Genomic DNA, 24,718 nt, shown 5'->3' on the forward strand with positions numbered 1-24,718 from the left:
CTCGCGGAGTTCGGGGCTCGCAGTGCGAAACGCTTTGGCCAAGGCCGTGATCAGCCCGATGACCACGAAGCCCAACACAGCGACCGCCCCCACGACGGGTGGTGCTCCGGATACGTCGATCATGACCCCTCCCTCCGACCCCAGTGGTAGGCATCGCTAGTTCTACGCGCCAGCATCGAGAATGCAAGGGCAATACCGGAACGTATAAACGCCGATGGCCCTTGGATTGCCTTCAGGTCACGGGTCGTCACGACTTCGTCCGGGCGCTCGCCTGCTGCTCGGCGCGCCGCTTGGTTCAGTCGACGACGACGACGAGGCCACCGGCTTTCACGGCCAGAACGCTGGCGGTCAGCATCGCGGCGATGGCGTAGAGCACCCCCGCCGGCCCGCCCGGAACTTGGATCATGGTGTCCGCCCACTCCGTGACGGCACCCATCGGGTGGGCAGCCCAGGAACGAGGACGGGGGGCAATTGGGTGCGTTGAGATAACCAAGCAACGGATGACCTTTGAGACGCGCGGATGAAGGTGGCCCTCTTGAATCCCCAGCAGTCATCTGTCTCAAAGCGCCTGGTCCCCGATTTGTTATCACCTGCGACCGCGTATTTGGGCCATGGTCGCCGCACTCTGGGTTGGGAACCCGCGTATATGCGTCTCCTAGGCGCAAGGCCTAGCAACGCGACCCAGAGCCTACAGCATCGTCCGCGTCAGAACCGATATCTCCTCGCGTTTCACATCCGGTCACAGCTACCCCGTCTTCACGAATGACAGTCCCGGATGCGGGCCCCAGGCAGCGGTAAGACGTGCGTGCAGAGCAAGATGGAAGCGCTCGTGGGCCTAGCGTTAGTCATCCCTCCTTATGCATCAACAGGAGGCGACAGGGCGGCAGTCGCGGTGGATAGACGGACGTGAAAGCTGCTCGGATCGTCGAGGATTGACGAATCCCGGTTGACCGCCCGACGTTCCTGCGGATTCAGTTCTTTGGAAAACTGGACAAGTTCGCCTGTTGAATCCCGGAACTGGCCGATGACAATGTTGTCGAAGTGGTGCAGGCACTTTCTATCGCCTGCCGTGGACAGCACAGTTGAGACCGATGCCGCTAGTGCTGCAGTGGCGTCTGATCCTGGTTTGCGAAGGTAAGTGTCTGACAGCGCCATCGCTGTCGCTTCAGCAAAGAGTCGAGCCTTCTTCTTGGCACGGCGGATAGCCCACTCTCGAAAGACCGATCCTTCTCGTTCGACGCCCTCAACCAAGATCTCGTATCCGGCTTCGGCCAGCATCCCGCGCACTGACTCCCAATGAGGGTCGAGTTCTCCTGGTCTTGCATCGAAGACACGGCTATGGGCGATCGAGATCGCCTGCGCCCGAGCGGCTCCCAGCTCAATCTCTCTCTGGCGCTGCGCCGCCTGGCGCCTCGAGTCAGCTTGAAGTCTTGAAACTTGTCGCTCCAACTTGTCCCGCTCGCGGAACAAGGCCCGGACGTCGTCGAGCGACGCCCTACGCCACCACGTGCCCACGTTATCGTTTCCCATGAAGCGCAGGCTAAATGAGTTCCTTAGGGTGAAGGTTTCCCGACGCGGGCCTACGAGAGCCGGGATCTTGTAGGGCCACCCGATGAGCTCCGGTGCCCCACGCGGTCCTTGCGCGCGGCTGGACACTGGAGGCGCGTGATAGTGGGCCGAATGCCTGGACCGGCCTTGCGCGACCTCGGCCGGGGAACGCTCGTCGCGTGGACTCGCCAGCGCGTCACTCGGGGTGCAGGAGAACGTCTGCCCGAAGCGCGTTGCCCGCTTGGAGGAGTCCGACGTTGATGACGCCGATAGATTCGTCGTCATGAGTTGGACCGCGACCGACTGCGAGTCTGTTGCTAGGGAGTTCGTCGAACCGCTCGGCGATCGTTGGAAGCACGTGCAGGGTGTTGCAGAGACTGCGGCAACTTGGTCGGGAGTCGGGGCCGAAGCTGGATTCATCGTGGGAAGTGCTTGGCTGCACGACATCGGGTATGCACCCGAACTGCACCAGACGGGGATGCACGCTATTGACGGCGCCCTGTTCCTCGACCTCGCTGGGGCTCCGCGCGAGATCGTGTCACTGGTCGCGTTCCACACCGGGGCCGAGTTTGAAGCTGAAGAGCGCGGGTTGATCGACAAGCTCATCCAGTTCGACCGGCCACGCCAGGAATGGATCGATGCGCTGATCCTGGCGGATCTGGTCACCGGCAGCGACGGTGCGCGAGTGACGGTCGGTCAGCGGCTCGATTCCATCTTCGAGCGGTACGAGGCACAGCATCCAGTCCATCGTGCAGTGACCAGGTCGCGGGAGTACCTCGAGACCTGCGCTGCACGGGCCGCAAAGCGGGTCGGCTACCCGACGTAGGGGTGCGAGCTTCCTTCAAGCCCGTGCTCGAGGCGCATGCGCATCGAAGGATGCATCGGCAACGTGGCGATTTCGTCTGATGAGAACCATTCGACCCGCTTGCTCTCGTCACTGGTACGTGCCGTGCCGCCCACGAGCCGTGCGGAGAAGGCAATCGAGAACTGTTGGCGCACCTCGCCGTCCTCGTACGCCATGACATGCGCCGGGTTCGTATAGGTCCCGGTGATGCTCAGGACCTCGACGTCGTATCCGGTTTCCTCCTTGACCTCGCGAACCACTGTGTCCGCGATGGACTCGCCGATCTCGTGGCCGCCGCCGGGCAGCGCCCAGAGGTCGTTGTCCGTCTTGTGAATCAGGAGGACGCGCCCCTCGGGGTCCTGGACGATCGCCACCACTGACGGCACCACGTTGTTGGCCCTAGGAGCATTCGGGTCGTCGATGTAATCGATACGTCGTCCCATGCGAGCACGCTTTCACGCCGACCCGCGCGTCTCCAAGGGAACGGCCGACTCCCACACCCGGTCGAACGACTTCAGGTAGTGGTCGAAGAGGTGGCCGTTTGGAAGCCGTTGCAGATGCAGAACTGGGTTCTGCGGGGCTGGGGAACCGATCACGTGGGTGTTCACCAGCATCTCGTCATCGAAGCGGTAGAGCGAGTTGTAGAGAACCGTCTGATGCTGCCGCACTTCAACACCGGGCACGCCGATAACCGGCTCCATGTACGTCAGGCTCAGCCGGATTCGGGCGGCGAGGTTCTCGCCGATGCCCTCCTCTTCCCCTCGCCACGACACAGTGTCTGAGTCTGGATCGCCGTACAGCAGCCGTGCTTTCAGCCCCTCCTCGGCTCGCGCAGCCAGCTTCGCGGGCAGCTCGGGGTGACTGTCGACGAGGAAGAGGCCGGCGTACACCAGGACGTCGACCTGCTCTTCGGCATCATCCACAAGCCTGCGCCAGAGATCCGGGGGAACGGCCCCACGGTGGGGGTAGACCGATCGCACCTCCGCCTGACTCGCGGCCCGGGCCCGGCCATCGTCCAGGAGTTGCGGCCACAGGTACGCCTCGTCGATCTCGAGTGCGCGGGCGGCGCGCTGCCGATGTCGTTGATGAGGAAGGCGCCCATTGTCGAGCCAGCGCTCGACGGTCTTCGGATCAACCTCGACCACACCTGCGAGGTCGCCGGATGACATTCCGGCCTTCTGCATCTGACTGCGGAGTCGTTCGTTTCCCACGTTGTTCCCCGAGGACGTTTGGGACATTTCACCCTCACGCTAGACCGCCGGAAACTCCCCCGCTAGGTGGTGACACACCCCCTGTGGAGAACCACGCGCATGGGGAGGCTCCTAGGGATCGACACGTTCGAGCAGCTCGGCCGACAGCCACTCCTCCACCACGATCCAGCCGTCGCCCTCTGGGATTGGGTGGAGCACACGGCCACGCCAGACTCCGTCGAGTTGGCGCCATTCGAGCAGGAGCCCGGGAAGCCGGCCGTGACGGTCGGTAACCCAGCAATGCTTGATCCGGGGCGGCTGTGGGGTCGCGATGTCGGCACCTTGGCTTCGTGCCACCTGTTCGGCCATCGAGCCATACCTGCCACGCTTGTTCATCCCGCCAGCCATGGCTCCATAATCACTCATGGTCGAACGTCTGTTCGAGTCCCGTTCAGTCGACCTTGGCCACCAGCGCTACCCGGGGGACACGCTGGAGTCGCGACTTGGGACTTCTCGCTGCGCGAAGCGCTCCCAGGCGGCTTGCCGCGAGACGCCCAGAGCCTTGCCGATTTCGCGCCAGGAGATCTTGCGAGCCCGCGCCAACTGCACCCAGTCCTCCAGAAACGCTGCCACCTGGTCAGCTGTCGCGGAGATCAGGGGCAGCATGCTCAACATCTCAACGTCACTCATGCCTTCCCACGGCGGACGGGAGACGGCGGCGATCCGGGCCGGCGACTGGGAAATCTCGTAGTAGTAGCTCAAGCAGTCGGCGCACATCATCGCTCCAAGGCCACCCGAGAACTTGGTGTCCTGGGTGCCGACAACGCCGCAGAAGGAGCACACCCTTCCGATCGGACTGAAGTCCATCGCGCTTCCTCTCACCTTCCAAGTGCGGACCGCGCTCGGGCCTCACGAGGATAGAACTTCGATCACCTCAGCTGGACTCGACCTTGTCCACCGCAAAGTCAAGAATGCCTTGACAGAAGTTGATTGTCGAAGCGAGGCTCCTCCCGTGGGAGCGCCTCGTGACCAGGGCGGGGGTCTGGTCACGAGGCCGCGAGTGGGTGGTTTGGCAACGGGTCTGGCAGGTCACAGCTCGATCTCGAGGCCTGACAACTCTCCAGGCTGGGGGCACGCTCCCCTTGGAAGGCGGGGGAAGCCATGAACGAGCTCGGGTCGAGGGGAGTCGGGATCCGCTGCGCGGGTGTCGTGCACCTGTACCGCACGTTCGAGGGCCACGACGTAGTGGCGCTGCAGGGTGTGGATCTGGAGATCAAAGCTGGGGAGCGCGTGGCTTTCCTAGGGCCTAGTGGGTCGGGCAAGTCGACCTTGCTCACCCTCCTCGGGGGCATCCAGCGCCCCAGTGCTGGGCGGATCTTCCTCGGCGATGACGAGATCTCCCGGATGAGTGAGCGCCGGCTGGCGCGACTGAGGTCGCGCCGCGTGTCGACCATGCTCCAAGGCGCCACGCGCAACTTGTTGCCGCACACGACCGCCAGGTTGAACCTCAAGTTCGCGCGGCTGGGCATGGACGCGGCGGACCGAGACCACGCGATGCCGGAAACCGAGCTGCTCAGCCGTGTTGGGTTGGAAGGCCAGGCCGACCAGAAGGTCCACACCATGTCTGGCGGTCAACGCCAGCGCCTGGCGCTGGCCTGTGCGCTGGCGACCTCGCCCCAGCTGCTGTTAGCAGATGAACCCACCAGCCAGCTCTCCCACGGCGATCGCGACCACGTTGTCGGGCTGATCCACGAGCTCGGCGAGGACCTGGGTACGACGGTGGTGGTGGTGACCCACCAGGCGGAGGTGGCCACGTCGTTCGCGAGGACGGTGACCATGAAGGGTGGCCGGGTGGGTTCTGAGGGACGCAACGGTTCTGAGTACGCCGTCATCGGCAACGAAGGAGTCATCCACCTGCCCGCGCACATGGTCGCGGAGTGGTCGCCCGGAACTCTGGTCAGGATCGAGCAAGAGCAGCGCAGGATTGTTGTCTCGCACCCTGGTGACGAGCAGGTGGTTGCCCATCCGCACCCGGATGCCACGTGAGCGCGCCCGACCTCGTCCTCAGGGACATCACCTACGAACGCGATCGCCTACTGCTTTCAGGCGTGTCCGTGATGTTTCCGGCGGGGCTGGTGACGGCAGTGTCTGGTCCGAGCGGCTCCGGCAAGACCACGCTGCTCTCGGTCGCTGGCGGGCTGATCTGCCCGACCTCAGGGACCACCGACTACGCCGGGGCATCGATGTGGCAGGGCGATGGTGACCCGCCTGCCGAGGTCGTCTTCGTGCTGCAGGTCTACGGGCTGGTGCCCGTCTTGTCCGCCAGGGAGAACGTGGCGTTGGCCCTGCGGGCCCGCGGCGTGCGAGTGAGCGAGGCCGATGACCGCGCGGAGTCCGCGCTGGAACGCTTCGACATTGCCGACCTCGGCGAACGCCAGGTCGAAGAGCTCTCGGGCGGGCAGATGCAGCGTGTTGCCTGCGCGCGTGCGTTCGTGGTGGCGGCACCAGTCCTGCTGGCCGATGAACCCACCAGCGAGCTCGACGAGCGCAACCGCGACGTGGTGCTGCGCGAGCTGCGGGTCGAAGCCGCGCGCGGTGCGGTGGTGGTGGTCGCCACGCACGACCCAGCCGTGGTCGAGGCCAGCGACCGCCACGTCGTCATCGACGAGGGTCATCTGGCCCCGGCTCACGTGCCGACCGCGGGGGCTGATCCCCGTGACGGTCGCTGGTCCGACGGCGTGGGCTCGAGGCGATGATCGGGGCGCTCCGCGACGGGATGCGGGCCCGCGCGGCCACGCATGCAGTGTTGGCGGCGGTGATGGTCGTCGCCGTGTCGGGACTCGTCGTGGTGCTGTCGTTCGCGCAGAGCGCCGGCACCTCGCGCTTGCTGGCACTTCCACTGGTGATGCTCGCGGTGATTGCCGTGCCTGCGTGTGGCAGCGAGCTGGCCGCGGCGCGTCGGGAGGAGCTCGGTCTGGCCCGGCTGCGTGGAGTCACCGGCGTACGGCTGCTGGGGCTGCTGGCGGCCGAGCCGCTCGTCACCCTCAGCTTCGGGGCAGCCTTGGGACTGGGTCTCGGTTCCATCGCGACCCGGACGGCCGCACGCGCCTGGCTCCACGCATCCGTCGACCTCACCGTCACGTCAACAGTCGTGGGGGTGATGTGCGTGATGGTGCTGATGCTCGGCGGCGTTGTGCTGGCCATGCTGCAGGCGCTGAGCGAGCCACTGCCCGAGCAGGTGAGCCCGGTTGCACGTCCACGACCCCCCAGCGTGCTGGGCCTCTTCGTGGAGGTCCTCATCATCGTGGCCGCGCTGGTGGCGGTCTATCGCAGCAGAGTGGCCCCGAACGGTGACTGGGTGACCTTTGCGGGTCCGGCGCTGGTCGGGCTGGCCGCGGGCCAGGTGGCGGTGTGGCTGGTGCGGGCCGTCGCCCGGTTCGCCGTCGGCGTCGATGGAGATGACCGGGTGGCGAGCTTCCTTGCGGCGCGGAGGCTGGCGCGTTCCGACGGTGTCGGCGGTGCGTTGAGGCTCGTGGTCGCAGCTGGCGTTGTGGCTGTGCTCGCGGCCACGGGCAGCTTGTCCGTCAATCGCTGGGTCGACGAGACAGCACGCATCGACGCCGGGGCACCCCTGGTCGTCGAGTTCGACGGTGACGCCCAGCAGCTGCTCGCCGCCACGCACGCGGTTGACCCCGACGGCCGCTGGCTGATGGCCGCGGTGCGCACCTTCGCCGACGACCGTGGCATCTCTCGACAGGTCTTTCTCGACTCTTCGCGGTACGACGCCGTCATCGGCAACTTCCTGGCAGGCACCCCTGCCTCGGAAGGCTCCCAGGCAGTCCGTGACTTGGCACGCCGCGTTGCCGAGAAGCCAGCCCTGCCGCGCAGCACGAGGGGTCGATGGTCGACAACCGTGACGGCAGGTGCGTTCAACCGAACGGCGGACGTGGCGCTGACTGCGGAGTATGTCGGAGCCAGGGGGGTGACCTTCAAGACCATCCGGCTGCGCATACCCCCGGGTGGGTCCCGCTCGGGCTCGGTGAGGCTCACAGGCTGCGGCGACGGCTGCCGTGTCAGTCGCCTGACGATCGCCGAGGGCAGGACGTGTACCCAGGTCGTGAAGGATCTGGGGCTGTGCGGTCGCCCCGACCTGAGGATCACCCACGCCGACTTTGGTGGGGTGAACCTGATCCGCCAGACCTGGCATCTCGAGGGGCGCGACGACGGCACAAGTCCAGGCACCTACTCCGCTTCGCCCACTGCGCTGCTGGTGCACCCGAGTGTCGCCGGCCAGTCGACTCTGGTCCCGGATCAGTCGGCCTTCGCACTGCAGGTGCTGGCCAGCAGGGGCATGGCCTGGGACGGGAACCCCGTTGTCAAGACACCGGGTGGCGATGCGCGGCCGGCCGAGGTTGTCGGCGTGTACCCAGCGTTGCCTGTCGTCGTCACCGCGGGGACCGTGAGCGACCTCCCTCAGGCCCTCGAGGACTCCTCGCCAACCGTGCCTGCAGCCCAGTCCTTGGTGCTGGCTCGGACCGACACCCCCTCGTCGGTGCTGGACGCCCTCGCGGCATTGGGTGGCGGGGAGCCGCGCACGGCGGGAAATGTGGCCGCACCTGTCATCGACGGTGCCCGGGTGACCCAGGCCCGGGTGTACGCCCTGATGGCGGGCTGCTGCCTCCTGCTCGGCCCGCTCGCACTGGCGATCCCCGTCACGCGCCAGCGACGCGAACGTCGCGTCCAGGTCGCGATCTTGCGGCTGCTGCGGCTGCCCCCTGCCGTCATCGGACGCGCGACCGGAATCGAGCTCGCGCTTCTGGGCATCGTCGGTGGCGTCGGGGCTGGCGCCGCCGGGCTGGCTGCCGTGCTGCTCCTGCTCAGTCGACTCCCATTGATCGTCCAACCGGTCAACCAGATCCCCCTGGACACCGCCCCGCGGTGGGGGGCGGTCCTAGCGGTGGCCACATTCGTCGCGGTGTCGGTCCTGTTGGTCGGGGCGGCCACACGACGCACGGACGACCGACGCAGCTCGCCGTCCATCCTGCGTGAGGAGGGGCGCTGATGAGGCTGCATTCGGACGGGATGGCGACGTTGCTGGCGCACGGACTACGCGCCCGGATGCTGCTGTCGGCGGGATCTGTCCTCCTGACCGCCCTCGCCGTCGCCTCCGCGGTGCTGGGCCCGGCGTTCTCCGTGGCCGTGACCAACTCCTATGCGGTGACCCGGCTGCGGGAGTCGCCCAACCAGCTGACGGGTCTCAGCTGGGAGTTCCGGCTCGCAGCGACGTTTGCTGGGCGCCCGACCAAGGCTGTGCGCCGCGCCGTGGCCGCCATCGAGCCCCGGATCCCGACCGACCACCTGCCGCCGAGCGTGCAGCTCGAGTCCAATCGGATCCGGGTGCCGGGTCACGTCGGCGAAGTGCTGCTCCTGGCCAAGGACGGAGCGTGCGATCACCTGGTGGTGACGGGTCGTTGCCCGAACACCGACGGTGAGGCCCTGATGCTTGAGAGCGATGCCTCCGAGGACGGTGTCAGGATCGGCGACCAGGTCTCCTACGGTGCGCCGATCGGCACGTTGCGACTCGTCGGCACGTATGTGCTGCCTCACCCGGGCCAAGGCGCCGCAGGCAGTCGAACCGCGGGCTACTGGTTCGACCTGGAGCGGCTCTCCTCCAGGCCCTGGTCGTACAACAGCTACACGAACGCGCTGGAACCGCGGCGGCCGGCGCCCTACGTCGTCACGGCAGCCACGTTCGAGCGCCTCCCCGTCAAGCAGTGGCTCGTGCGGGCAGACAGCCGCCTCGACGTACCTGTCGACCTGACTCCCGACGATGTTGCTGCTCTGGAGGCTCGCCGGACTGTCGCGGCGACAGATCCGGAACGGCTGTCCGACGGGGTCCTGACGGAGGTCTCGCTCAACGACCTCTCGGCCATCGCAGTCGACGTCGAGAAGGAGCGCCGTACCGCGGAGTCCTCGATCGCCCCGGCCGTGCTGTCGCTGGTGCTGGTCGCACTGACCCTGTTGCTGCGGTTGCTGCTCGCGGCCGGCGACTTGCGTCTGCCGGAGTTGGCCCTCGGCTCCCTGCGCGGCCTGTCCACGCGGCGCTTGTGGGCGCTCGGCCTGTCCGAACCGCTGGCCCTGCTCGCCCTGTCCGCACCCGTCGGCATCGGTCTCGGGACGGGGTTGTCGAGACTCCTGGTCAACCTGTGGCTGGTGCCCGGACTCCCACTGCGCGTGCCGTGGCAGAGCTGGGTCAGCGTGGCGTTCGTCCTCCTTGCCGCCGGGGCCGTGTCGGTCACCGCCGCGAGCATGGTGCTGCGGCGGTCATTGTCGTCGCAGCTCGCGGGAGTCAAGCGGCCCGGGCACACCAGCCGCTCGACGCTGCTGGCGTCCCTGATCCTGGTGGCGCTCGCCGCCGTGGTGACGCTCTCGAAGCTGAGCGGGGACGGCAGAGGCGCCATGGACCTGACAGACCTGGTGCTCCCGGTCCTGCTGGCCCTCGTTGCCGGCCTCGCGGCAACACGAGGCACCGCGACCGTGGCCCGATGGCGCGCGCGACGCCGCAGGTCCGGGTCACTAGCCGGCTTCGTCGCAGTTCGAGCCATCGCGCGGCGACGCGAGGGCACCCTCGTGATCCTGCCGCTCGCCGTCGCCGTCGCGGTGTGTGTCTTCGGTGCCGGTGTCTTCGGTGTCTCCTCGGCCTGGCGGACCTCGGTGGCGGCCACCCAAGCACCCGCGGCAACCGTGTGGAGCACTGAGCTACCCATGTCACGCGCGGTCGACCTGACCCGCGAGCTGGACCCCCATGGTCACTGGCTGATGGCCGCGGCCACCCTGACGGCCGTTGACGGCGACTACGTCGTCGCGGACACGCCCCGCCTCGCCCAGGTCGGCATCTGGCCGGCACAGTGGACTCCGGGGCGCTCGGTCGGCGACGTAGTCCACGACCTCGCGCCGGGACCCGTCCCACTGGTCACGGGCCGCGAAATCTCACTCACCCTCGAGTCGCCGCCCGGGGAAGACGGTTTGGCCATACAGCTCCGATTGCGGCCCCGTGACTTCGCCGCGCGTGAGGTCTATCTGGGGCCCTACGGCACCGGAACCACCACGCGAACCAAAGCCGTGCCGTGCGCCAGAGACTGTTATGTGGAGGGCATGGTCCTAGCTGGCCCCGCCGGCCTCCCCGCCGACCTCCACGGACGGTTCGTGCTGGGGCCGCTTGTGATGGACAACGTCGAAGTACCTCAGGTGTTGACCGACGGCGGCTGGGTCCCGTCACCCGTCGACGATGGCGTGCAATCACTGGCTGGACTGAGACACCAGACGGGTCGCCTTCTCCTGGACACCGACTCTGGTGACCGCCCGGGCCTCGCCCGCCTCGCCACCGGTGACCTTCCCTCCGAGCGCCCGATTCTCCTGGGGCGCGCCGCGGGGAAGCTGGGCACCACGCCGCTCGGTGCCGCCGTCTCCGCCACGGGAGGGCCCCCGGCCGTCGCAGCATTCGCCACCTCCGAGAGCCTGCCGTTCCTCGGGCCCCGCGGTGGGCTCATCGATTACACGATGCTGAGCAACAACCGGTCCGTGAACGAACAGAACTGGCAAGTCCGCGTGCTGGCCGACGCCGACACTCCCAAGGCCATCTCCTCGGCGCTCGCCGAACGCGGTCTCTACATCGAGACCACGTTCGACGAAGTGCACGACAGGCTCGAGGGAACTGCCTATGCCCTCGCTCTCCGCCTGTACGCCGTGGCTGCCGCGCTCGTCCTGATCATGGCGCTCGCCAGCCTCGCCATCAGCACCGCGGTCCAGCTGCCCGCGCGCCGGATGGACGCCGCAGCCTTGCGGGTGGTCGGCGTCAGTCGCCGGGCCGTGATGTCGGCAACCGCGCGCGAGCTGGCTGCTGTCCTGGGAGCCGCCGCCCTGGCGGGGATGGCCGCGGGATCCTTGGCTCAGTACGTCGTCCTACGGACCATCACCGTGGGTCATGTCGACTCGGTGACTTCGCCCCGCCTGATCGCGATCATCGACGTCCGCGAGCTCTTGCTCTTCGGCCTCGTCGCTGCGGCGGTCCTAACGGTCGCGGCGCTCGGCAGTGCTGCCCTGACTGTCCAGGGAGCGCGCGGCGCCACCCTGCGCGAACGAGGACGCTGAGGTGTGTCTGCCTTGACCTTGAACTCGCCTCGTGGGCTCCGGTTGGACGAACTGTCCTATAGGTACCGGTCACGTGGGCCGTGGGTGCTTGACCAACTCACGTGCTCCGTCTCCTCGAGTGCCATCGCGGTGCTGGGCCCCAACGGGGCAGGGAAGTCCACCCTCTTTGGGGTGCTGTCGACCGTGCTTGAGCCGACCACCGGGTCGTTCGAGGTCGGCACCCACGGGGGGATGCGGGGAAGGGCCCCAGAAATCGACGTGTACCGCCGCGTCATCGGCGTCTTGCCGCAGGACTTCAATGCCTTGGGCGGCTACACCTGCAGGGAGTTCCTGGAGTACGTCGCGTGGCTGCGCAAGGTCCCGGCGCTCGCGACGGCAGCCCAAGTCAGCGAGGCTCTGCACGCCGTCGCTTTGGCCGAATCCTCGTCAAAGAGGGTCCGGGAACTCTCCGGCGGGATGCGCCGCCGCTTGGGCCTAGCACAGGCCCTGGTTTCTCGTCCTGAGCTGCTTCTGCTGGACGAGCCGACCGTCGGTCTGGATCCCGGCCAGCGATCGCAGTTCCTGACCCTCCTCAAGACTGTCACTCAAACAGCGACAGTCTGCCTGGCCACCCACCTGGTTGAAGATGTCGCCCACTTCGCTGACCACGTAGTGCTTCTTGTTGGGGGGCGCTTGGGATTCGCGGGCACGATTGAGGCCTTCTGTGGGGTGGGGCACCGCGAAGAAGTCAATGCCGCAGCCGTCGAGCGCGCCTACTTCGTCCATTCGGGAGCAGGGACGCCTTGACCTCATGGACCAGAACGCAACGTCGCCTCCATCTCCTGATCGTGGAGGCGACCTCGGGTGTCACGTTCTCCTTCGGCGTTGTGATCAGCGCCGTGGCCCTTATGCTTGCTGCCGTCCTGTCGACGTCCGAGATGTTGCCGGGTTGGGCAGACCCGCTCAACCTCACCCTGACCTCATCCATGATCTTCGCGCCGATCTCCGGTGGCGCGGGCGTCATGGTGGCGGGGAGGCTCAAGCGCTCCGGAACATTGGCACTCGCCGCGACCGCCCCCCAAGGTCGTTGGCGAGCCCTCGGGCATGCGACTTTGGCTGCGTACGTGTGGCTAGTCATCGGGTTCGCGCTCTTCTCCGGAGCCGTGCTGGCTATTGCGGACCGTTCCGGGCCACTCTCCCGCGCGATGTGGCTGCTTCCGACGCAGGGACTCATCTTGATCGCTGCTTGCTTGGTCATCGGGGTGGCGGTGGGTGCACGCACTACGTGGTTCCTGACCGGCCCCGTGTTGGCTTTGGCCATCTACGTGTCCTTGTTCCGCCTCGACGTCAGCGGGTCCCGACTGTCACCCGTATACACAGACATCTATTACCAGGTGTGGCTCGAACCCAACGCTCGGCTCGTGATCGCTGTGTCCCTTGTCCTTCTTGCGACGGCAGCGGGGGTTGTCGGCTTCGCCCTGCACCTCTCCGGTTGGGGCTGCCAGACTGCAGCTGGTGTTACCGCTCTCGGGTGTCTGATCGTTGCCATCACGCAATTCCACTTCGCGGGCCCCGGAGACACCCAACTGCGCGCTGCAGCACCCGGCACCTGTGGAGCCCATGATGCGACTGAGCTCTGCGTCTGGCCCGAGGACGGACTACGGCTACGCCCCGCATTGAAGGCCCTGGTAGACGTCCAGCGGGCGTCAGCGAGCCTCATGCCACTGGCTCGCGTCTACTACGAAGTGGGCCTCATTCCGCCCTCAGACGGGGCCCGGCCGTTCCTGATGCCGGGATTCAGGGAGCGAGCGGGGTACGTCAATGCCGCGGTCCACGCCGCAGTGCCGGCTGGCTGCGACCGCGAGTCGGATCGGGCCCACATGGAGTTGTGGGCATTGATCAACGAACGACTGAATCCTCGCTCTACGCTTCCCGAGCTCGGTGCCATCACGGTGGCCGATCGCCAAGTCGCAGCGCAACGTAAGTGGGCCAGTGAACGGCTGGTCATCTTGGCCCGGTGCCAGTGATGCGGACAGTCCGTGTTTGGAAGGTGCGCGCGTCCTGCCTGTGCGTCCACTATCGACGTGCCCGCACGCTCCTCCTCGGCTGGCACATCCCTGCTGTGGGACTCGGCCTAGTGACCGTTGCCGCCTCCGGCGCGTTCTTGCCGCGTCTCCTGCACCTGCCGCAGATGACCAGCGGAGCCGAACTCGCCACCCCGATGGCCGTCATCGCCTCCTGGGGCGCCGCTCTGCTGGCCCTTGTGTCAGCACAAGAGCCCGCGCCGCCCGCACTCTTTGCAACCACACCCCGGACAGCTCACTTGTCGAACGTCGCCCGAGTACTTGTTGTCCTGGCTGTGGGCACTGCGCTCACCCAGGCAACCGCCCACGGTTCCGTCCTCGTCCCCCTTGCTGCAGGGGCCACCTTCGCCGGCGAGGGCCTGGCCTTGGCAGGACTAGCCGGACTACGCCTGGCTTGGCTGCTCCCGACATTTCACCTCTTGGCGTGCATCACCCTAGGAAACGTCAACCGCGCCCACGGGCTGGCCGTGTGGGCATGGCCTCTCGACCAATATCCGGGCCCCAGTCAGCTGGGTGCTTCGCTGGCCCTACTGGCAGTGGGAATCACGTATTGGTTTGGGTCTCTCAGGGTTGTCCGACTTGATTCATGACCTAGCAGCCAAGCCGTGCCGTCATCGCTGGGCGTATCCCATCGACAGCCCCCCCCGTTGATGGCTCACTTCAAGGCCCCGGCGCCCACCGGACCTTCCGAAATTCGGAATGGTCGGCATCAGCGTCCCGCTGAATTCGTCAGGCTCCTGAAGCTCGAAGCCGTGGTTGTGGAGGGGATTGTCAGTCCCGCTGTCACGACCCCCCCCCCGAGGTTGCGACAGCGGGACAGCGGGAGTGTCGATCTCAGTACGGGTATTCCGTGCCGTAGGCCCGCAGGGGTTCGGCGTTCTTGGTAGCAAACTCAATCACCTTGGCGAACTCGCTGGTCGTTGCGAGGCCCGCCAGGTCGGCGACTGAGAACTGACTCTGCCCGGGGGTTTCCTCGATCACGTTGATGATCGTCTGAGTGCCGCCCTCGGTCACGAAGACCTCGGATGCCACTGGCGCCTTCGGCTGGCCGGGGAAGCGGTTGATCAGGATGGTTGCTGATCCGCCCCTACCGGTCGCGACTGTGCGGCACTCCTGCGCGTTGGTGTCAGCACACGATTGCGGGGGCAGACCCGCCGCGATGTAGACGGTGGCCGCAAGGTGCACTGGGCCGTTCCCCCCGTCGGTGATGAACTCCGGTACTTTCCCAGTGTCGCCGCCTCGGTTCTGTGTGAGTGGGGCGAAGCCCTCTGGGAGGGCTGAGTCGAAGTAGGTGAGCAGCAGCGCGTCCCAGTTGGCGCGGACGAGCGAGGTCTCCGTTGCGGTGGTGCTCCGCGACGAAGATTGCCCATCTGCCACCAGGCTCTGAGCCTTGTCGTGATTGGTCAGGGAGACTCCGGTCCACGTCGTGCCAACAGCCACCGCGGCAGCGGCCAGCGCGATCGAGACCCTGCGGGTACGCAGCCGGGCTCGCCCCCGTACAACGACGTCAGTCACGAGACCCTCGGTGACGTCCACGGCGCTGTCCAGCTCAACCGAAAGTCGATCACGCAGGTTGACGGTCATCGGGTGCCTCCTAGTGCAGTTGTTAGGGGGAGGTCGACATCGAAGTCTTCGCCAAGGCACCTCCGAAGCTGGGCAAGGGCCCTGCTGGTGGCGGACTTGACGGTCCCCTCCGAGCAGCCCAGGACGGCGGCGGTGTCGGCCACGGACAGGTCATCCCAGAAACGCAACATGACCGTTGCTCTCATTCGCGGCGGCAACGCTGCGAGCACGTTCAACAGGGTGAGCCGCTCGTCGGTGGGATGTGACTGCTCGATGCGCTCCGGGATGGTCTCCGCCGGCAGCTCGCGCTGACTCACCTTCGCCATCTTGAAGAAGGCTCGGAGCATCGACGTCCTGGCATAGGCCGTCGGGTGGTCGACGCGGGTCCACGCCAGATAGGTGCTCAAGAGCACTTGCTGGACCAGGTCACGTGCCGACTCTTGGTCGCCGCTGAGTAGGTACGCCTTGCGGAGGAGTTGTGCCTGGACATCCGCGGCCCAGGCGCTGAACTCGGCATCCCGGCGCTTACTTCGCATGGTTCTTTGCCCTCATGCCCATGTAGAGACTCATCTGTCCTGAGAGGTTGCCTGCCGGTACGGGGCCAGTCAGAACGAGCTCAGCGCCGAGTCAGGAAGACCGCACTCTGCCACGGGCAATAGGCCATGACTCTGGGTTCGGCACGAACGTGTTGTGCCTCGCCTAGGTTGTCGTGGCGGGCCGCCGACGACAAGGCCTGCTTACGCATCCAGATCGCCACCCAGTCGCAAGATTCCGGCGTCCGCTCATACCGGCGACTAGCACTGTCATGCCGAATTGAGGATGCGGGAGGATTGGCTTTGTCCTGCCATACTCCCGCCGTGCAGATCCCCCTCGAGACGAACTACCTCGTCCCCAGCGCCACCGTCTTCGTCGAACTCTTGGTGCTGCTGGCCGCTATTGCACTGCTTGTCATCTGGCCGCTTGTGGAGACCGTGGTTCACCGTCAGTGGGGTTGGGTTCTCGGTGTTCTGTTGCTCGGCCCGGTTGGTGGACTGCTGTGGTTCTTCGTGGGTCGTCGTACAGTGCGAGGCGCCTGACCGCGAACTAGAGGGAGCGATCCCCTAGCGTCCGAGAGCCGCACAGATCTGTCGCGTTGTGCGCCGTCCTGCCGAGACCCGGCACACCTCTCCGCCGTCAATTCGAAACCGCTTGCAGAGCTTGGGTTCACTTGCCCGTCTTGGCGATGATCGACTCGCCCACCGACCGGTAGTCGGCGGCTGTGAACGATGCGTCTCCCAAGATGTCGATCATGGTGTCCTTGACGCGGACGAGCAGTTCACCCCCGACGTTGTCGTAGATCCGCATAAGTGCTGGCTGACCCGAAAGGTCGATGACCTCGCCCTCACCCGACTCCTTGATCTGGGACGTGAAGTTCTGCACGACGTCGATGGACGACCACCCGTTCTCGTAGTGAACGCTCACGTCCGGGTACTGCAGGAGAGGTGCCCCACTACCGCATATCCAGTAGCCCTCAAGGATGTCCGCATTCGCGCGGGGGCTGTTCGGGGCATACAACGTTGCGCGGCGGCGGGCCTCCTGCTCGGTCGACCGTTCGCCGCCCACGCAGGGATGATCCTTCGATACCGGGACGCGAATCGAGTCCCGTGGGGGTGCTGACGATGCTCCGGTGTCAGACCCACCGCCGTCGCCGCAACTCGGGACGAGAAGCATCACTCCTACGGCAGCCGTGCCCGCAAGCCGACGTTGGGCACGCGACGACACGACGGAGTCCCAAGGCTGCACGTTCATGTTTGATCTCCGTTCCTGCCGCTGGAGGTCGTGGCATGACGCCGGCGGGATGATCTTTGTGCCTGTCGTTGCCCGTGCCACATGTGTCGCGGGACCAGTGTCATCCAGCGCGCCGCGCCCTGGGCGTGGTTCGCCTCTAAAGCGCGACGTTCGCGAAGTCCTTGCCTTGGCCAGCGAACGGGCAGCGCATGGGCACTGCCGGGTCATTCGAAGCTCGGAGCCGTGCTGCACTTCGGGTCGGCGCTAGCCCGGACCCATTCGCCGAGAACCTCGACCGCGACTGAACGAAGCGCATGCTCATGCCGCGATCCGTGCGCTGTCATGCCGATGAGCGGTCGGGTGAAGACCAGAGCAAGTACCTTCGTCCCGTGATAAACGCCGATGTCACGACAGTCGCCACCGACGCCGGGATGCTGGCCCTGTGGCGGGGAACTGCCTTCGCTGAGGTCAATGGGTACGACGCCTGGGAGCAGCGTGTGAACGAGCGGCTCGTTGACGCGATCCAGTCCGGGGAGTTGGTGCCGATCGGCATCCAGGGTGACGGAGCCTTCGGTGTGCGGGTCGCGGTCGCACCTGACGGTGCCACTGAGCGTGAGGCCCGGTACACGGTCGTGACCAGCGAGCCCTACCTGCTGGTGGCCGATGGAGGTCCGATCTTTCTGAGCGGCGTCGAGGTAGTCGGAGACGAGCCATCGAGTCCGATCACGCTCTCGCTGCCTGCGGGGCGCTACGCCGTTCGCGCCACGATCGTCGGCTGGGACGAGGAGCCGGGAGCGAGAGGTGAGGACGGCTTGCCGGGCCCCAACGCGCTGCCTGACTTCCTGGTAGGCATCGCGCCGAGCGACGGTACCGAGACCTTCCGCACCAGCGAGATCACCTTCGACCCGCCGGACTGAAGCGCACGATCATGCCGCGATCCGCGCGGTCATGCCGATGAGCGGTCGGGCCTCGCTGGGTGCGGGACGATGGCAACGAGCCACAACTGCCGAAGGTCACTCGATGGTGCGTGGTCGGCGGCAGCCAGGGTGACAAACTCTTCGGGGCGGTCGTTCGTCCACGTTTGCGGGTCCGCAACGATGACGCGGGCGCGGTCTGGCTCAATAGCGCGGTCCACGGTCTCGGCGGCGGCGAAGTCCCTTGCTAGCCGCAAACCTTGCTCGTGGCTACGCTCGCGGCATGGCTGCGAGTCAGGACCGACGCTTCTATTTGGTCCGCGAATATTGGTTCTACCTGGGGCTGCTGACGTTTGGCGCGTTCAGCGCAGTGGCGCGGATAGCCGGGATCGTTGGGACTTGGTGGTGGTCCATCGCTCCCGTTGCAGTCGTGGTGCTCGTCTATCTGGGCACGTACGTTGTGCTCCGCTTCGAGTACAAACGGCGGTCGGGACGGGCGTCCGGGCCATAGGGCAGGCGTTTCACGAGGTCGTGGGTGTGTTTGACTCCGACGCCTCAGAGGGGCATACCAACTGCACGCTCTGCCGCTGCTCGATGATCCAGACCCTGTTCGGCTCAACCGGGCGCGGTGCGAGGCCGTACTCGATGAGATCGCTTTCGTGGCGGAGCGCCTCGACGACCCAGTGGCCGCAGGCATGGCGCAGTGGATAGCGGACTACCTGACCGTCCGGACTCACCGACCCTCATGGGACGGCCCCATGACGTTAGAGGGCGACTGACGAACCGCACTCACATGCCGCGTTATGCGCGTTCCTGCCGATGAGCGGACGGATGGGCATGAGGTCGAGCAGACTCGGACCGTGCATCCCTACGACCCCCTGCGCTTCCACGGAACCGTGGTCTGGCTGACCGAAGACCAGGGCGGACGGCGCACCGGACCGCCGGTCCCCACCGCCGAACGCGAATACGCCGCCAACGGCTTCGTTCCACCGCTGAACGTGGACACCGGGCTCGCATCGCTGGTGGTTCGTCCGGCAACGCCGGGAGCATGGCGATCAGCCGCAGACGCGGGCTGGCTCGTCGGCGACTACCGATACCCACACGACGTGGCGGCGGGTGACGTGATCGTGGTGACCGAGGGACCGACGGTCGTCGGGTACTTCCATGTCGAGTCGGTGGGCTGACCCCGAAACGCACGAATCTGCCGCATTGTGCGCAGTCCTGCCGATGAGCGGTCGCCTGTCAGGTCGCTACTTCGCGCTCGGCGACATGGAGCGAGATGGTCCCGAGGTCGACCCTCAGATTCACGAGCAGCGCGGACCGTGGAAGAGGCAGGAGCGACCGTGCTACTGAGGTCTTCGGGAAGAACGCTGACGCGGCGCGGTTGCCCTCTTCACTGAGCCGACAGTGGCTCCCGAGCAGTACCATCGACGAGCGAACGCACTTCAATGTCCGAGGCAAGAGCCCGACGCGCGCGGTGGAGCCGAACCCTGGCCGTGCCGGGGCGCACGCCGAGCGAGACCGCTAGCTCAGCCGGGGTTAGGCCCTCCCATGCGACAAGCCGAAGAAGTTCCTGCTGTTCGCGTGGGAGGCGTCGTAGTGCGGCGCTCATGACCTGGGCAGTATGAGCGCGCGTCGCGGTGTCGTGTTCCGGGATGGGCAGGGTTGTGAGTTCCCGCTTGAGGGCGGTCTCACGTTGTTGCTGTCGGCTCGCCGCCACGAGGAGTCTCCGGGCGACGCCGAACAGCCACGCCCGCCGGAACATCTGGGGCGGCATCTCATTCCGTCGTCGCCAGGCCACCGCGTAGGTCTCAGCCACGATTTCCTCTGCATCGCCAGTGCGACGCCGGCGCACGTAGGCGAACACGTCCCGGGCGGTGACGCGGTAGAGCTCCTCGAACTCTGAGGCGGTGATCGTGCCCTTCACCTCGCCGCTCCGCGGTACATCGGGTTCGCTCTCGGCAGATCGGGCACCAGTTCTGCACGGCAGTAGCCGTTGTTCGCGGCCAACACCTCTGCGAGTGCGTCAAGATCCGTCCCGTGGGCGGCTTTGCCGAGCTCAGCCAGGTAGTAGAACTGGCTCTCCTCTTGGACTTGCTGGGAGCTGGTGTCGCCCTGGGCGTCTACCGAGTCCATTGTTTCGATGCGGCTGTACGGGTGGGGATCGATGGCGGTGACGGCTGGCCAGTTCGGCGCCTGCAGGAGCACCCTGATCGCCTCAACACGCGCGTCCTCGTTTCGGTCACGGGTCGCGGCGGCCCACTGATTCGCCCAGGCGCACACAGCGGCGTCGGCGATCCAGGCTCGGATGGCACCGACAGCGACCCGCTCAGAACCAGGCGTCGCGAACCGCGCGTCGTGAACCTGGTCCTGCACCGCGAACTGTCGCGCGTGGGCGGTGGGGAACGGAATGTCTGCGGTCTCATCAGCGATGATGGCGCCGTAGTCCGGGGCCGCAGGGTCAAGACGCTCACCTGGTCCACCCAGTCGTCGGTCCTCAGAGTCCGAGGGGCCGTGGCCGGTGTGGGCGGTGTAGTAGTCGGCCACAGCCAGACCGGACGGGCCGAGCACAACCACTCCGATGCCAACCGCAGCCGCGAGCCGGCGCCCGCGTCGGCGCCCTGCCATGCCCGCACTCATGCTGGCGATGATGCGACTCCATGTGCGATCGAGATCAGCCTGGCCTGGGACAGTCGATTCGGGCACGGTCTCGCTCAGCAGTCGGTCATGGTCATCGGTCCACGGTGTTGATCGCATCATTCCCCCAGGTGGCAGCAGCGTGTGTTCACCCCTACATGTCGCAGCGTTACATGTGTGGGATGCCTGAATGTCGTCTGAGTCCGCTTTGTACGCGGTGCTGTCGAGCGGCTACTTGGTGGGGGCTGGCACTAGAACGCTCCAAGGACGGAGGCGCCTACCGGGCCGCGCCAGTGACGGGCCGGGGTGGCTGCCTTCTGCCGTGCATCGCTGCCCCTTGCCGTCGAGTCACGTCGCCTGGGTGCCGGTGAGTGATGTGTCCTCACCGAGGGGACTGAACGACGGCGTTGTGACTGACGTAGAGGTCACTGGGCGTGTCCCATTTCTCGGACCCACGCCAGCCATGCAAGCGACTGAGGAAACCGTTGTGAGACCTGGTCCGCCGAGCTCGAGGCCGACATCGTGCCCTGGCCGTCCGGATCGCCGACCTCGAGCTCGAACTCGGCGCTAGCCTGCACCCGATCGCTCATGCCGCGACCCGCGCGGTCATGTCGACGAGCGGGTGGGTTAGAGCCACACACCAAGGGCCAACTCAATTGGCATGGGTCGGACCTGCTCTCCAAGCACCGACACGGTCAGATTCTTGCCAAGTCCACGTGCTTGACCGCCAAGCGGCTCTGCGTCGGACAGGCGGAATCGTCGGTCTGTATCGGGGATAGTCGGCGCTAGTTCGCTTGGTCGGCGGTGTCGTTGACGAGCTGGTCCCAGCCGCCCGGATCGAGCGTGACGGGGAGCTGCGTCCCGTCGAGGCTCACCCGGACCTGGCCTCGGCAGTCGGGTTCGAGCTCGGCGACGATGGTGTGAGGCGTGGCGTTGGTGTCGGCAGTCTGGAACGTGACCGTGTCCCGGGCGAGGGGGAGCGACGGGGCCGGACATCCCACGTAGCCACTCGCGGTGATGCTGCCGTAGAGGGCATTGAATCCGGCGACCAAGTCATCCATGAGGCCGGTGTCGGCCGGCCTCGTCAACCGAACCGGCGCCGGGTAAGGATCACCACCCTGCCCACCACGGGTCGAGAGTGGGGCAACGCGGTCGATCCGGATCACCGAGACGTCCGGGGGGATCCTGGCCTCGTCCGGCACGGCGTACCTAGCCGCCAGGAACGTGTCGACGCGAAGCACGGTGCGGTCGCCCATCTGCATGAACTGCACCAGGAGCAGCGGCGCGGTGAAGGCCGCCGGGTCCGGCGACGTCGTCGTCTCGTACGAGGTCGAGGCGATCCCGCCACCTGACGGATCGGAAACGCCCGAGCGGTTCAACATCCCCGCTGGGCTGTGGTCGCTCAGGTAGGCGACGACCTCGGCCTTGCTCATGGGCACGGACCACCAAGCCGTGCGACTCAGGCCGAGATCGGAGGCTCCCAAGGTCATTCCGCCTGCGGGCCACCCCTCGGGCTGACCCTCGAGGCGGGCCGAGCCCTCCGGTGGCGAGAACGCGGCCAGGGTCGCCTCGGAGGCCGCAACTGCCCGACGACGGTTCTCCTCCGTCGTCCCCTGCGGGATGTCACCCGAACCCACCGTCGGACTGCTGCTGGGCGCCTGGCCGGCCGGCGACGGGCCTCGTCCTGCGTTGTGAGCGGCGACGTACGCCGTCAGGCCGCTCAGCAACGCCACTGCGGCCGCCGCCGCAACCACGGCTGGCCACCGGCGCCGCGCTGGCCGGGCCGATTGGGCGAGCTCTCGGGCGCGCTCGGGATCGATGTCGCGCTCGCGTGCCGCCATTGAGGCCTTGAGCAGGACGGCCAGGTCATCGTCGGTCCAGTCCTTCATGACTCCTCCTTGCAGCCGGTCAGCAATGCGCGAAGAGCCGCAAGCCCGTGCGAGGCGTGGGAACGGACTGTCGCCTGAGTGCAGCCGATCAGCTGAGCGATCTCCTGGTCGGGAACGTCCTCGTAGAACCGCAGCACCAGGACCGCGCGCTGTCGGGGTGGCAGGGTGGCCAGCCAGCGCCAGGCCTCATCCCGATCGTCGGCTCCACTAGTCGTAGGCACTGGCGGATCGAGGTCTCCCTCCAACGGGACGGTGGCCAGTCGTCGCCGACGGTGTTGCGAAGCGTGTTCGTTGATCATGATCCGACGCAAGTACGCCGTCGGCGCCGCCATGGCTGCGATCCGCTCACCGTTCCGACACGCACGCGCGAAGGTGGCCTGCAGCAGGTCCTCGGCCGCGTGCGGGTTCCCGCACAGCATGTAGGCGAGCCTCATCAGTCCCGGCGACGCGACCGTCACCAGTCCGTCCCAGTCAGCGTGGACGGTCGACGTCGTTTCGATCCGGATCACCCCCCTTGTCCCCTAGAACGCAACCGAGCCGACAATTGTGGAAGTCATGGACATGTTTCGTGGACCGTTCCTGCCGGAGGCATGGACTAGGCACATCAGCCATCTGCGCGATTCGAACGCTAGCGAGTCAAGACCCCGTCCGGGGGAGCCTCCTTGTAGCCGCACTCATCTTCCGCGGATTGTGAAAGCGCGATCATGCCGATGAGCGGGCGCACAGTGGGAGCATCTTCGCGTGGCCGACGGCGCTGACCTGCCCGAGACTTTGACCCTCGATGAGGCGTACCGGGCTGCCTTCTTCCTGACCGACTTGTACGTCGGCATCGAATCCAGCCCCGACGAGGGCTTGGTGCTCTTCCATCAGTACCTGCAGTCGGACCCTGCTCGCTGGGAAGACTGGAAGCAGGCCGTGCGTCAGGCTCTGAGCCCTGAGGCGGACCCAGACCCGCTTGTCGAGAACCTCCTCCGCGACTGAAGGAAACGCACTCATCTGCCGCGTTGTGCGCGGTCTTGCCGATGAGCGGCCCTCACTTCGGGGGGCAGTACCGAAGAGCGCCCGCGACACGGTTGCCCATCTGCATCCGCTCCACGAGTGCGAGCATGTCGGCCCGCTCGTCTGGGGCGAGCGGCTGCTCGTCCTCGCTCAGAACGTCAGCCATCTGTTCGAGTGCGAGCCCGAGTTCGTTCGCGTCGATGAACTCGGCGATCAGCGTGATGTCCTTGCCCGGAAGCCGATCATCCAGGCGGATGAGGAGGCCGTGCAGTTGCCCGGCGATCTCTTCGTAGGAGGTGAGATCCACGGCGGGATCGTGTCACAAGAAACGCACTCACGTGCCGCGATCCGGGCTGGCATGCCGCTGAGCGGTCGCACCAATACCGTTGCCAGAACGGCCAGGGGCGCGACTCTGCGTAAAGTGCCGTACGAGCCGCTGGCCTCGCTCTGGACTACGCTCGCGACATGACTGCGAGCCAGTACCGCCCGCAGGCTTGACGAATGTCGGGTGAGCTAAAGCCAGGGATGGCAACGAGGAACCCCAGCCATCGACGAACACTTGCGCGTGCGCACTCGCTGACACTCCCTGTTATCGCTCATGCCGATGTGCGCCCGGTCCGGGCTCGACGCGCCCACGCTCAGAGGGCCAACGCATTCCGCGGGCCTGTGGCACCGCATAGCGTGGCAAACGTTGGCGAATCGTGTGGGAATCTACGCCTCGGCGTCATGCCTCCAGCGACAACCAGGTGTCCGTCCTGGTGACGGTCCAGTGTCCCGGTCAGGATCTGTGAATGATTCGCGCGCATCGCTGCCGCAGGCACTCAGGACTGAAGTTGACTGCCAACGTAGAAGAAGCAGACGAGCTCGATGAGGAGGGTGGCCCAACCTGAGACCAGGAGACTCACCCCCCAAGGCCGCTGTCCCCTGTTGCGGAGGATCACCCCAGCGACGAGCGAGACACCAGGAAGCCCCAACGCGTAGACCAGCCAAGAGGAGGACGTCGCAGACTCGACTGCCTTTGCTGTCACCACCAGATCAAGGCTAAGGACAAGAACACCGGAGAGGATGGCGCTGGTCCAGGACAGGTGGCGAGCACGACGTTCGACAGTCGGCATTACGTTCCACCCCTTGATGACTCGCCTGGCGTCGCCGG

Annotated in this window: 24 protein-coding genes; 11 read left to right on the plus strand and 13 right to left on the minus strand. The window is 66.4% G+C overall.

Features of this window, described 5'->3' with window-relative positions; all coding sequences use genetic code 11:
- Window positions 1-855: 855 nt before the first annotated feature.
- Window positions 856-1,530, minus strand: coding sequence for a hypothetical protein (locus FB382_RS18830; protein ID WP_182541192.1), 675 nt, complete (start codon window positions 1,528-1,530; stop codon window positions 856-858).
- Between the two features lie 301 nt (window positions 1,531-1,831).
- Between FB382_RS18830 and FB382_RS18835 the strand changes: the two genes are divergently transcribed.
- Window positions 1,832-2,374 carry an HD domain-containing protein gene (locus tag FB382_RS18835; protein ID WP_182541193.1) on the plus strand — a complete coding sequence of 181 codons (543 nt, stop codon included), beginning with the start codon at window positions 1,832-1,834 and terminating at the stop codon, window positions 2,372-2,374.
- On the opposite strand, the gene FB382_RS18840 is transcribed toward FB382_RS18835, so the two are convergent.
- The 4 genes from FB382_RS18840 to FB382_RS18855 form a co-directional block, all read right to left on the minus strand.
- Complete coding sequence (locus FB382_RS18840; protein WP_182541194.1) at window positions 2,362-2,835, minus strand: NUDIX hydrolase; 474 nt, start codon at window positions 2,833-2,835, stop codon at window positions 2,362-2,364. The two genes, FB382_RS18835 and FB382_RS18840, sit on opposite strands and share 13 nt — an antisense overlap.
- 12 nt (window positions 2,836-2,847) lie before the next feature.
- Entirely contained in the window at window positions 2,848-3,561 is a 714-nt protein-coding gene (locus FB382_RS18845; RefSeq protein ID WP_220481421.1) for an XRE family transcriptional regulator, read from the minus strand.
- A gap of 153 nt (window positions 3,562-3,714) precedes the next feature.
- Window positions 3,715-3,990, minus strand: a complete 276-nt coding sequence (locus FB382_RS18850; protein ID WP_182541196.1) for a hypothetical protein — start codon at window positions 3,988-3,990, stop codon at window positions 3,715-3,717.
- A 66-nt stretch (window positions 3,991-4,056) separates the two neighbouring features.
- A complete protein-coding gene (locus FB382_RS18855) occupies window positions 4,057-4,449 on the minus strand; it encodes an AsnC family protein (RefSeq protein WP_182541197.1) in 393 nt (130 codons plus the stop codon).
- Window positions 4,450-4,743: 294 nt separating this feature from the next.
- Between FB382_RS18855 and FB382_RS18860 the strand changes: the two genes are divergently transcribed.
- The 6 genes from FB382_RS18860 to FB382_RS18885 all read left to right on the plus strand — a co-directional run bounded on the left by FB382_RS18860 (window position 4,744) and on the right by FB382_RS18885 (window position 13,739).
- Window positions 4,744-5,628 (plus strand): ABC transporter ATP-binding protein, encoded by an 885-nt coding sequence (locus FB382_RS18860; protein ID WP_182541198.1) that lies wholly within the window; start codon window positions 4,744-4,746, stop codon window positions 5,626-5,628.
- Window positions 5,625-6,338: an ATP-binding cassette domain-containing protein gene (locus tag FB382_RS18865; RefSeq protein WP_182541199.1), complete on the plus strand. Its 714-nt coding sequence runs from the start codon at window positions 5,625-5,627 to the stop codon at window positions 6,336-6,338. The genes FB382_RS18860 and FB382_RS18865 overlap by 4 nt, the downstream gene beginning before the upstream one ends.
- Window positions 6,335-8,644, plus strand: coding sequence for a hypothetical protein (locus FB382_RS18870; RefSeq protein WP_182541200.1), 2,310 nt, complete (start codon window positions 6,335-6,337; stop codon window positions 8,642-8,644). Before FB382_RS18865 ends, FB382_RS18870 begins: the two co-directional genes overlap by 4 nt.
- A complete protein-coding gene (locus FB382_RS18875; protein WP_182541201.1) occupies window positions 8,644-11,733 on the plus strand; it encodes an ABC transporter permease in 3,090 nt (1,029 codons plus the stop codon). Before FB382_RS18870 ends, FB382_RS18875 begins: the two co-directional genes overlap by 1 nt.
- Window positions 11,734-11,862: 129 nt before the next feature.
- On the plus strand, window positions 11,863-12,519 hold the full coding sequence (locus FB382_RS18880) for an ATP-binding cassette domain-containing protein (protein ID WP_182541202.1): 657 nt from the start codon (window positions 11,863-11,865) through the stop codon (window positions 12,517-12,519).
- A 41-nt stretch (window positions 12,520-12,560) separates the two neighbouring features.
- Entirely contained in the window at window positions 12,561-13,739 is a 1,179-nt protein-coding gene (locus FB382_RS18885; protein WP_182541203.1) for a hypothetical protein, read from the plus strand.
- 891 nt (window positions 13,740-14,630) lie between these two features.
- Here the strand turns inward: FB382_RS18885 and FB382_RS18890 are convergent.
- Together FB382_RS18890 and FB382_RS18895 are read right to left on the minus strand one after the other, a co-directional pair.
- Entirely contained in the window at window positions 14,631-15,380 is a 750-nt protein-coding gene (locus FB382_RS18890) for a hypothetical protein (protein ID WP_182541204.1), read from the minus strand.
- On the minus strand, window positions 15,377-15,895 hold the full coding sequence (locus FB382_RS18895; RefSeq protein WP_182541205.1) for a SigE family RNA polymerase sigma factor: 519 nt from the start codon (window positions 15,893-15,895) through the stop codon (window positions 15,377-15,379). Before FB382_RS18895 ends, FB382_RS18890 begins: the two co-directional genes overlap by 4 nt.
- Before the next feature lie 321 nt (window positions 15,896-16,216).
- Between FB382_RS18895 and FB382_RS18900 the strand changes: the two genes are divergently transcribed.
- Complete coding sequence (locus tag FB382_RS18900; RefSeq protein ID WP_182541206.1) at window positions 16,217-16,435, plus strand: hypothetical protein; 219 nt, start codon at window positions 16,217-16,219, stop codon at window positions 16,433-16,435.
- A 127-nt stretch (window positions 16,436-16,562) separates the two neighbouring features.
- Here the strand turns inward: FB382_RS18900 and FB382_RS18905 are convergent, their stop codons facing one another.
- Window positions 16,563-16,961 (minus strand): hypothetical protein, encoded by a 399-nt coding sequence (locus FB382_RS18905; protein ID WP_182541207.1) that lies wholly within the window; start codon window positions 16,959-16,961, stop codon window positions 16,563-16,565.
- Window positions 16,962-17,515: 554 nt separating this feature from the next.
- Here FB382_RS18905 and FB382_RS18910 point away from each other — a divergent pair.
- Together FB382_RS18910 and FB382_RS18915 are read left to right on the plus strand one after the other, a co-directional pair.
- Window positions 17,516-18,043, plus strand: a complete 528-nt coding sequence (locus tag FB382_RS18910; RefSeq protein ID WP_182541208.1) for a hypothetical protein — start codon at window positions 17,516-17,518, stop codon at window positions 18,041-18,043.
- A gap of 857 nt (window positions 18,044-18,900) precedes the next feature.
- On the plus strand, window positions 18,901-19,224 hold the full coding sequence (locus FB382_RS18915; protein WP_182541209.1) for a hypothetical protein: 324 nt from the start codon (window positions 18,901-18,903) through the stop codon (window positions 19,222-19,224).
- A 209-nt stretch (window positions 19,225-19,433) separates the two neighbouring features.
- Here FB382_RS18915 and FB382_RS18920 read toward each other — a convergent pair whose 3' ends face one another.
- From FB382_RS18920 to FB382_RS18935, 4 genes are all read right to left on the minus strand, one after another.
- Entirely contained in the window at window positions 19,434-19,967 is a 534-nt protein-coding gene (locus FB382_RS18920) for a sigma-70 family RNA polymerase sigma factor (RefSeq protein ID WP_182541210.1), read from the minus strand.
- The gene (locus FB382_RS18925; RefSeq protein WP_182541211.1) at window positions 19,964-20,587 is read right to left on the minus strand and encodes a hypothetical protein; all 624 of its coding nucleotides are present in this window, start codon (window positions 20,585-20,587) and stop codon (window positions 19,964-19,966) included. Before FB382_RS18925 ends, FB382_RS18920 begins: the two co-directional genes overlap by 4 nt.
- 875 nt (window positions 20,588-21,462) lie before the next feature.
- Window positions 21,463-22,566 (minus strand): hypothetical protein, encoded by a 1,104-nt coding sequence (locus tag FB382_RS18930; protein ID WP_182541212.1) that lies wholly within the window; start codon window positions 22,564-22,566, stop codon window positions 21,463-21,465.
- Window positions 22,563-23,075, minus strand: coding sequence for a SigE family RNA polymerase sigma factor (locus tag FB382_RS18935; protein WP_343055665.1), 513 nt, complete (start codon window positions 23,073-23,075; stop codon window positions 22,563-22,565). The genes FB382_RS18930 and FB382_RS18935 overlap by 4 nt, the downstream gene beginning before the upstream one ends.
- 232 nt (window positions 23,076-23,307) lie before the next feature.
- On the opposite strand from FB382_RS18935, the gene FB382_RS18940 reads away from it, so the two are divergent.
- Entirely contained in the window at window positions 23,308-23,547 is a 240-nt protein-coding gene (locus tag FB382_RS18940; RefSeq protein ID WP_182541213.1) for a hypothetical protein, read from the plus strand.
- A 52-nt stretch (window positions 23,548-23,599) separates the two neighbouring features.
- Here the strand turns inward: FB382_RS18940 and FB382_RS18945 are convergent, their stop codons facing one another.
- Entirely contained in the window at window positions 23,600-23,872 is a 273-nt protein-coding gene (locus FB382_RS18945) for a MafI family immunity protein (RefSeq protein ID WP_182541214.1), read from the minus strand.
- Between the last annotated feature and the right edge of the window lie 846 nt (window positions 23,873-24,718).

It is taken from the genome of Nocardioides ginsengisegetis (assembly GCF_014138045.1).
Taxonomy (GTDB): domain Bacteria; phylum Actinomycetota; class Actinomycetes; order Propionibacteriales; family Nocardioidaceae; genus Nocardioides; species Nocardioides ginsengisegetis.

Excerpts from the sequence above, each read along its gene's own strand:
- FB382_RS18830 (WP_182541192.1), bottom strand. The coding sequence starts at position 1,530 with ATGGGAAACGATAACGTGGGCACGTGGTGGCGTAGGGCGTCGCTCGAC.
- FB382_RS18835 (WP_182541193.1), top strand. The coding sequence starts at position 1,832 with ATGAGTTGGACCGCGACCGACTGCGAGTCTGTTGCTAGGGAGTTCGTC.
- FB382_RS18840 (WP_182541194.1), bottom strand. The coding sequence starts at position 2,835 with ATGGGACGACGTATCGATTACATCGACGACCCGAATGCTCCTAGGGCC.
- FB382_RS18845 (WP_220481421.1), bottom strand. The coding sequence starts at position 3,561 with ATGTCATCCGGCGACCTCGCAGGTGTGGTCGAGGTTGATCCGAAGACC.
- FB382_RS18850 (WP_182541196.1), bottom strand. The coding sequence starts at position 3,990 with ATGGCTGGCGGGATGAACAAGCGTGGCAGGTATGGCTCGATGGCCGAA.
- FB382_RS18855 (WP_182541197.1), bottom strand. The coding sequence starts at position 4,449 with ATGGACTTCAGTCCGATCGGAAGGGTGTGCTCCTTCTGCGGCGTTGTC.
- FB382_RS18860 (WP_182541198.1), top strand. The coding sequence starts at position 4,744 with ATGAACGAGCTCGGGTCGAGGGGAGTCGGGATCCGCTGCGCGGGTGTC.
- FB382_RS18870 (WP_182541200.1), top strand. The coding sequence starts at position 6,335 with ATGATCGGGGCGCTCCGCGACGGGATGCGGGCCCGCGCGGCCACGCAT.
- FB382_RS18875 (WP_182541201.1), top strand. The coding sequence starts at position 8,644 with ATGAGGCTGCATTCGGACGGGATGGCGACGTTGCTGGCGCACGGACTA.
- FB382_RS18890 (WP_182541204.1), bottom strand. The coding sequence starts at position 15,380 with ATGACCGTCAACCTGCGTGATCGACTTTCGGTTGAGCTGGACAGCGCC.
- FB382_RS18895 (WP_182541205.1), bottom strand. The coding sequence starts at position 15,895 with ATGCGAAGTAAGCGCCGGGATGCCGAGTTCAGCGCCTGGGCCGCGGAT.
- FB382_RS18930 (WP_182541212.1), bottom strand. The coding sequence starts at position 22,566 with ATGAAGGACTGGACCGACGATGACCTGGCCGTCCTGCTCAAGGCCTCA.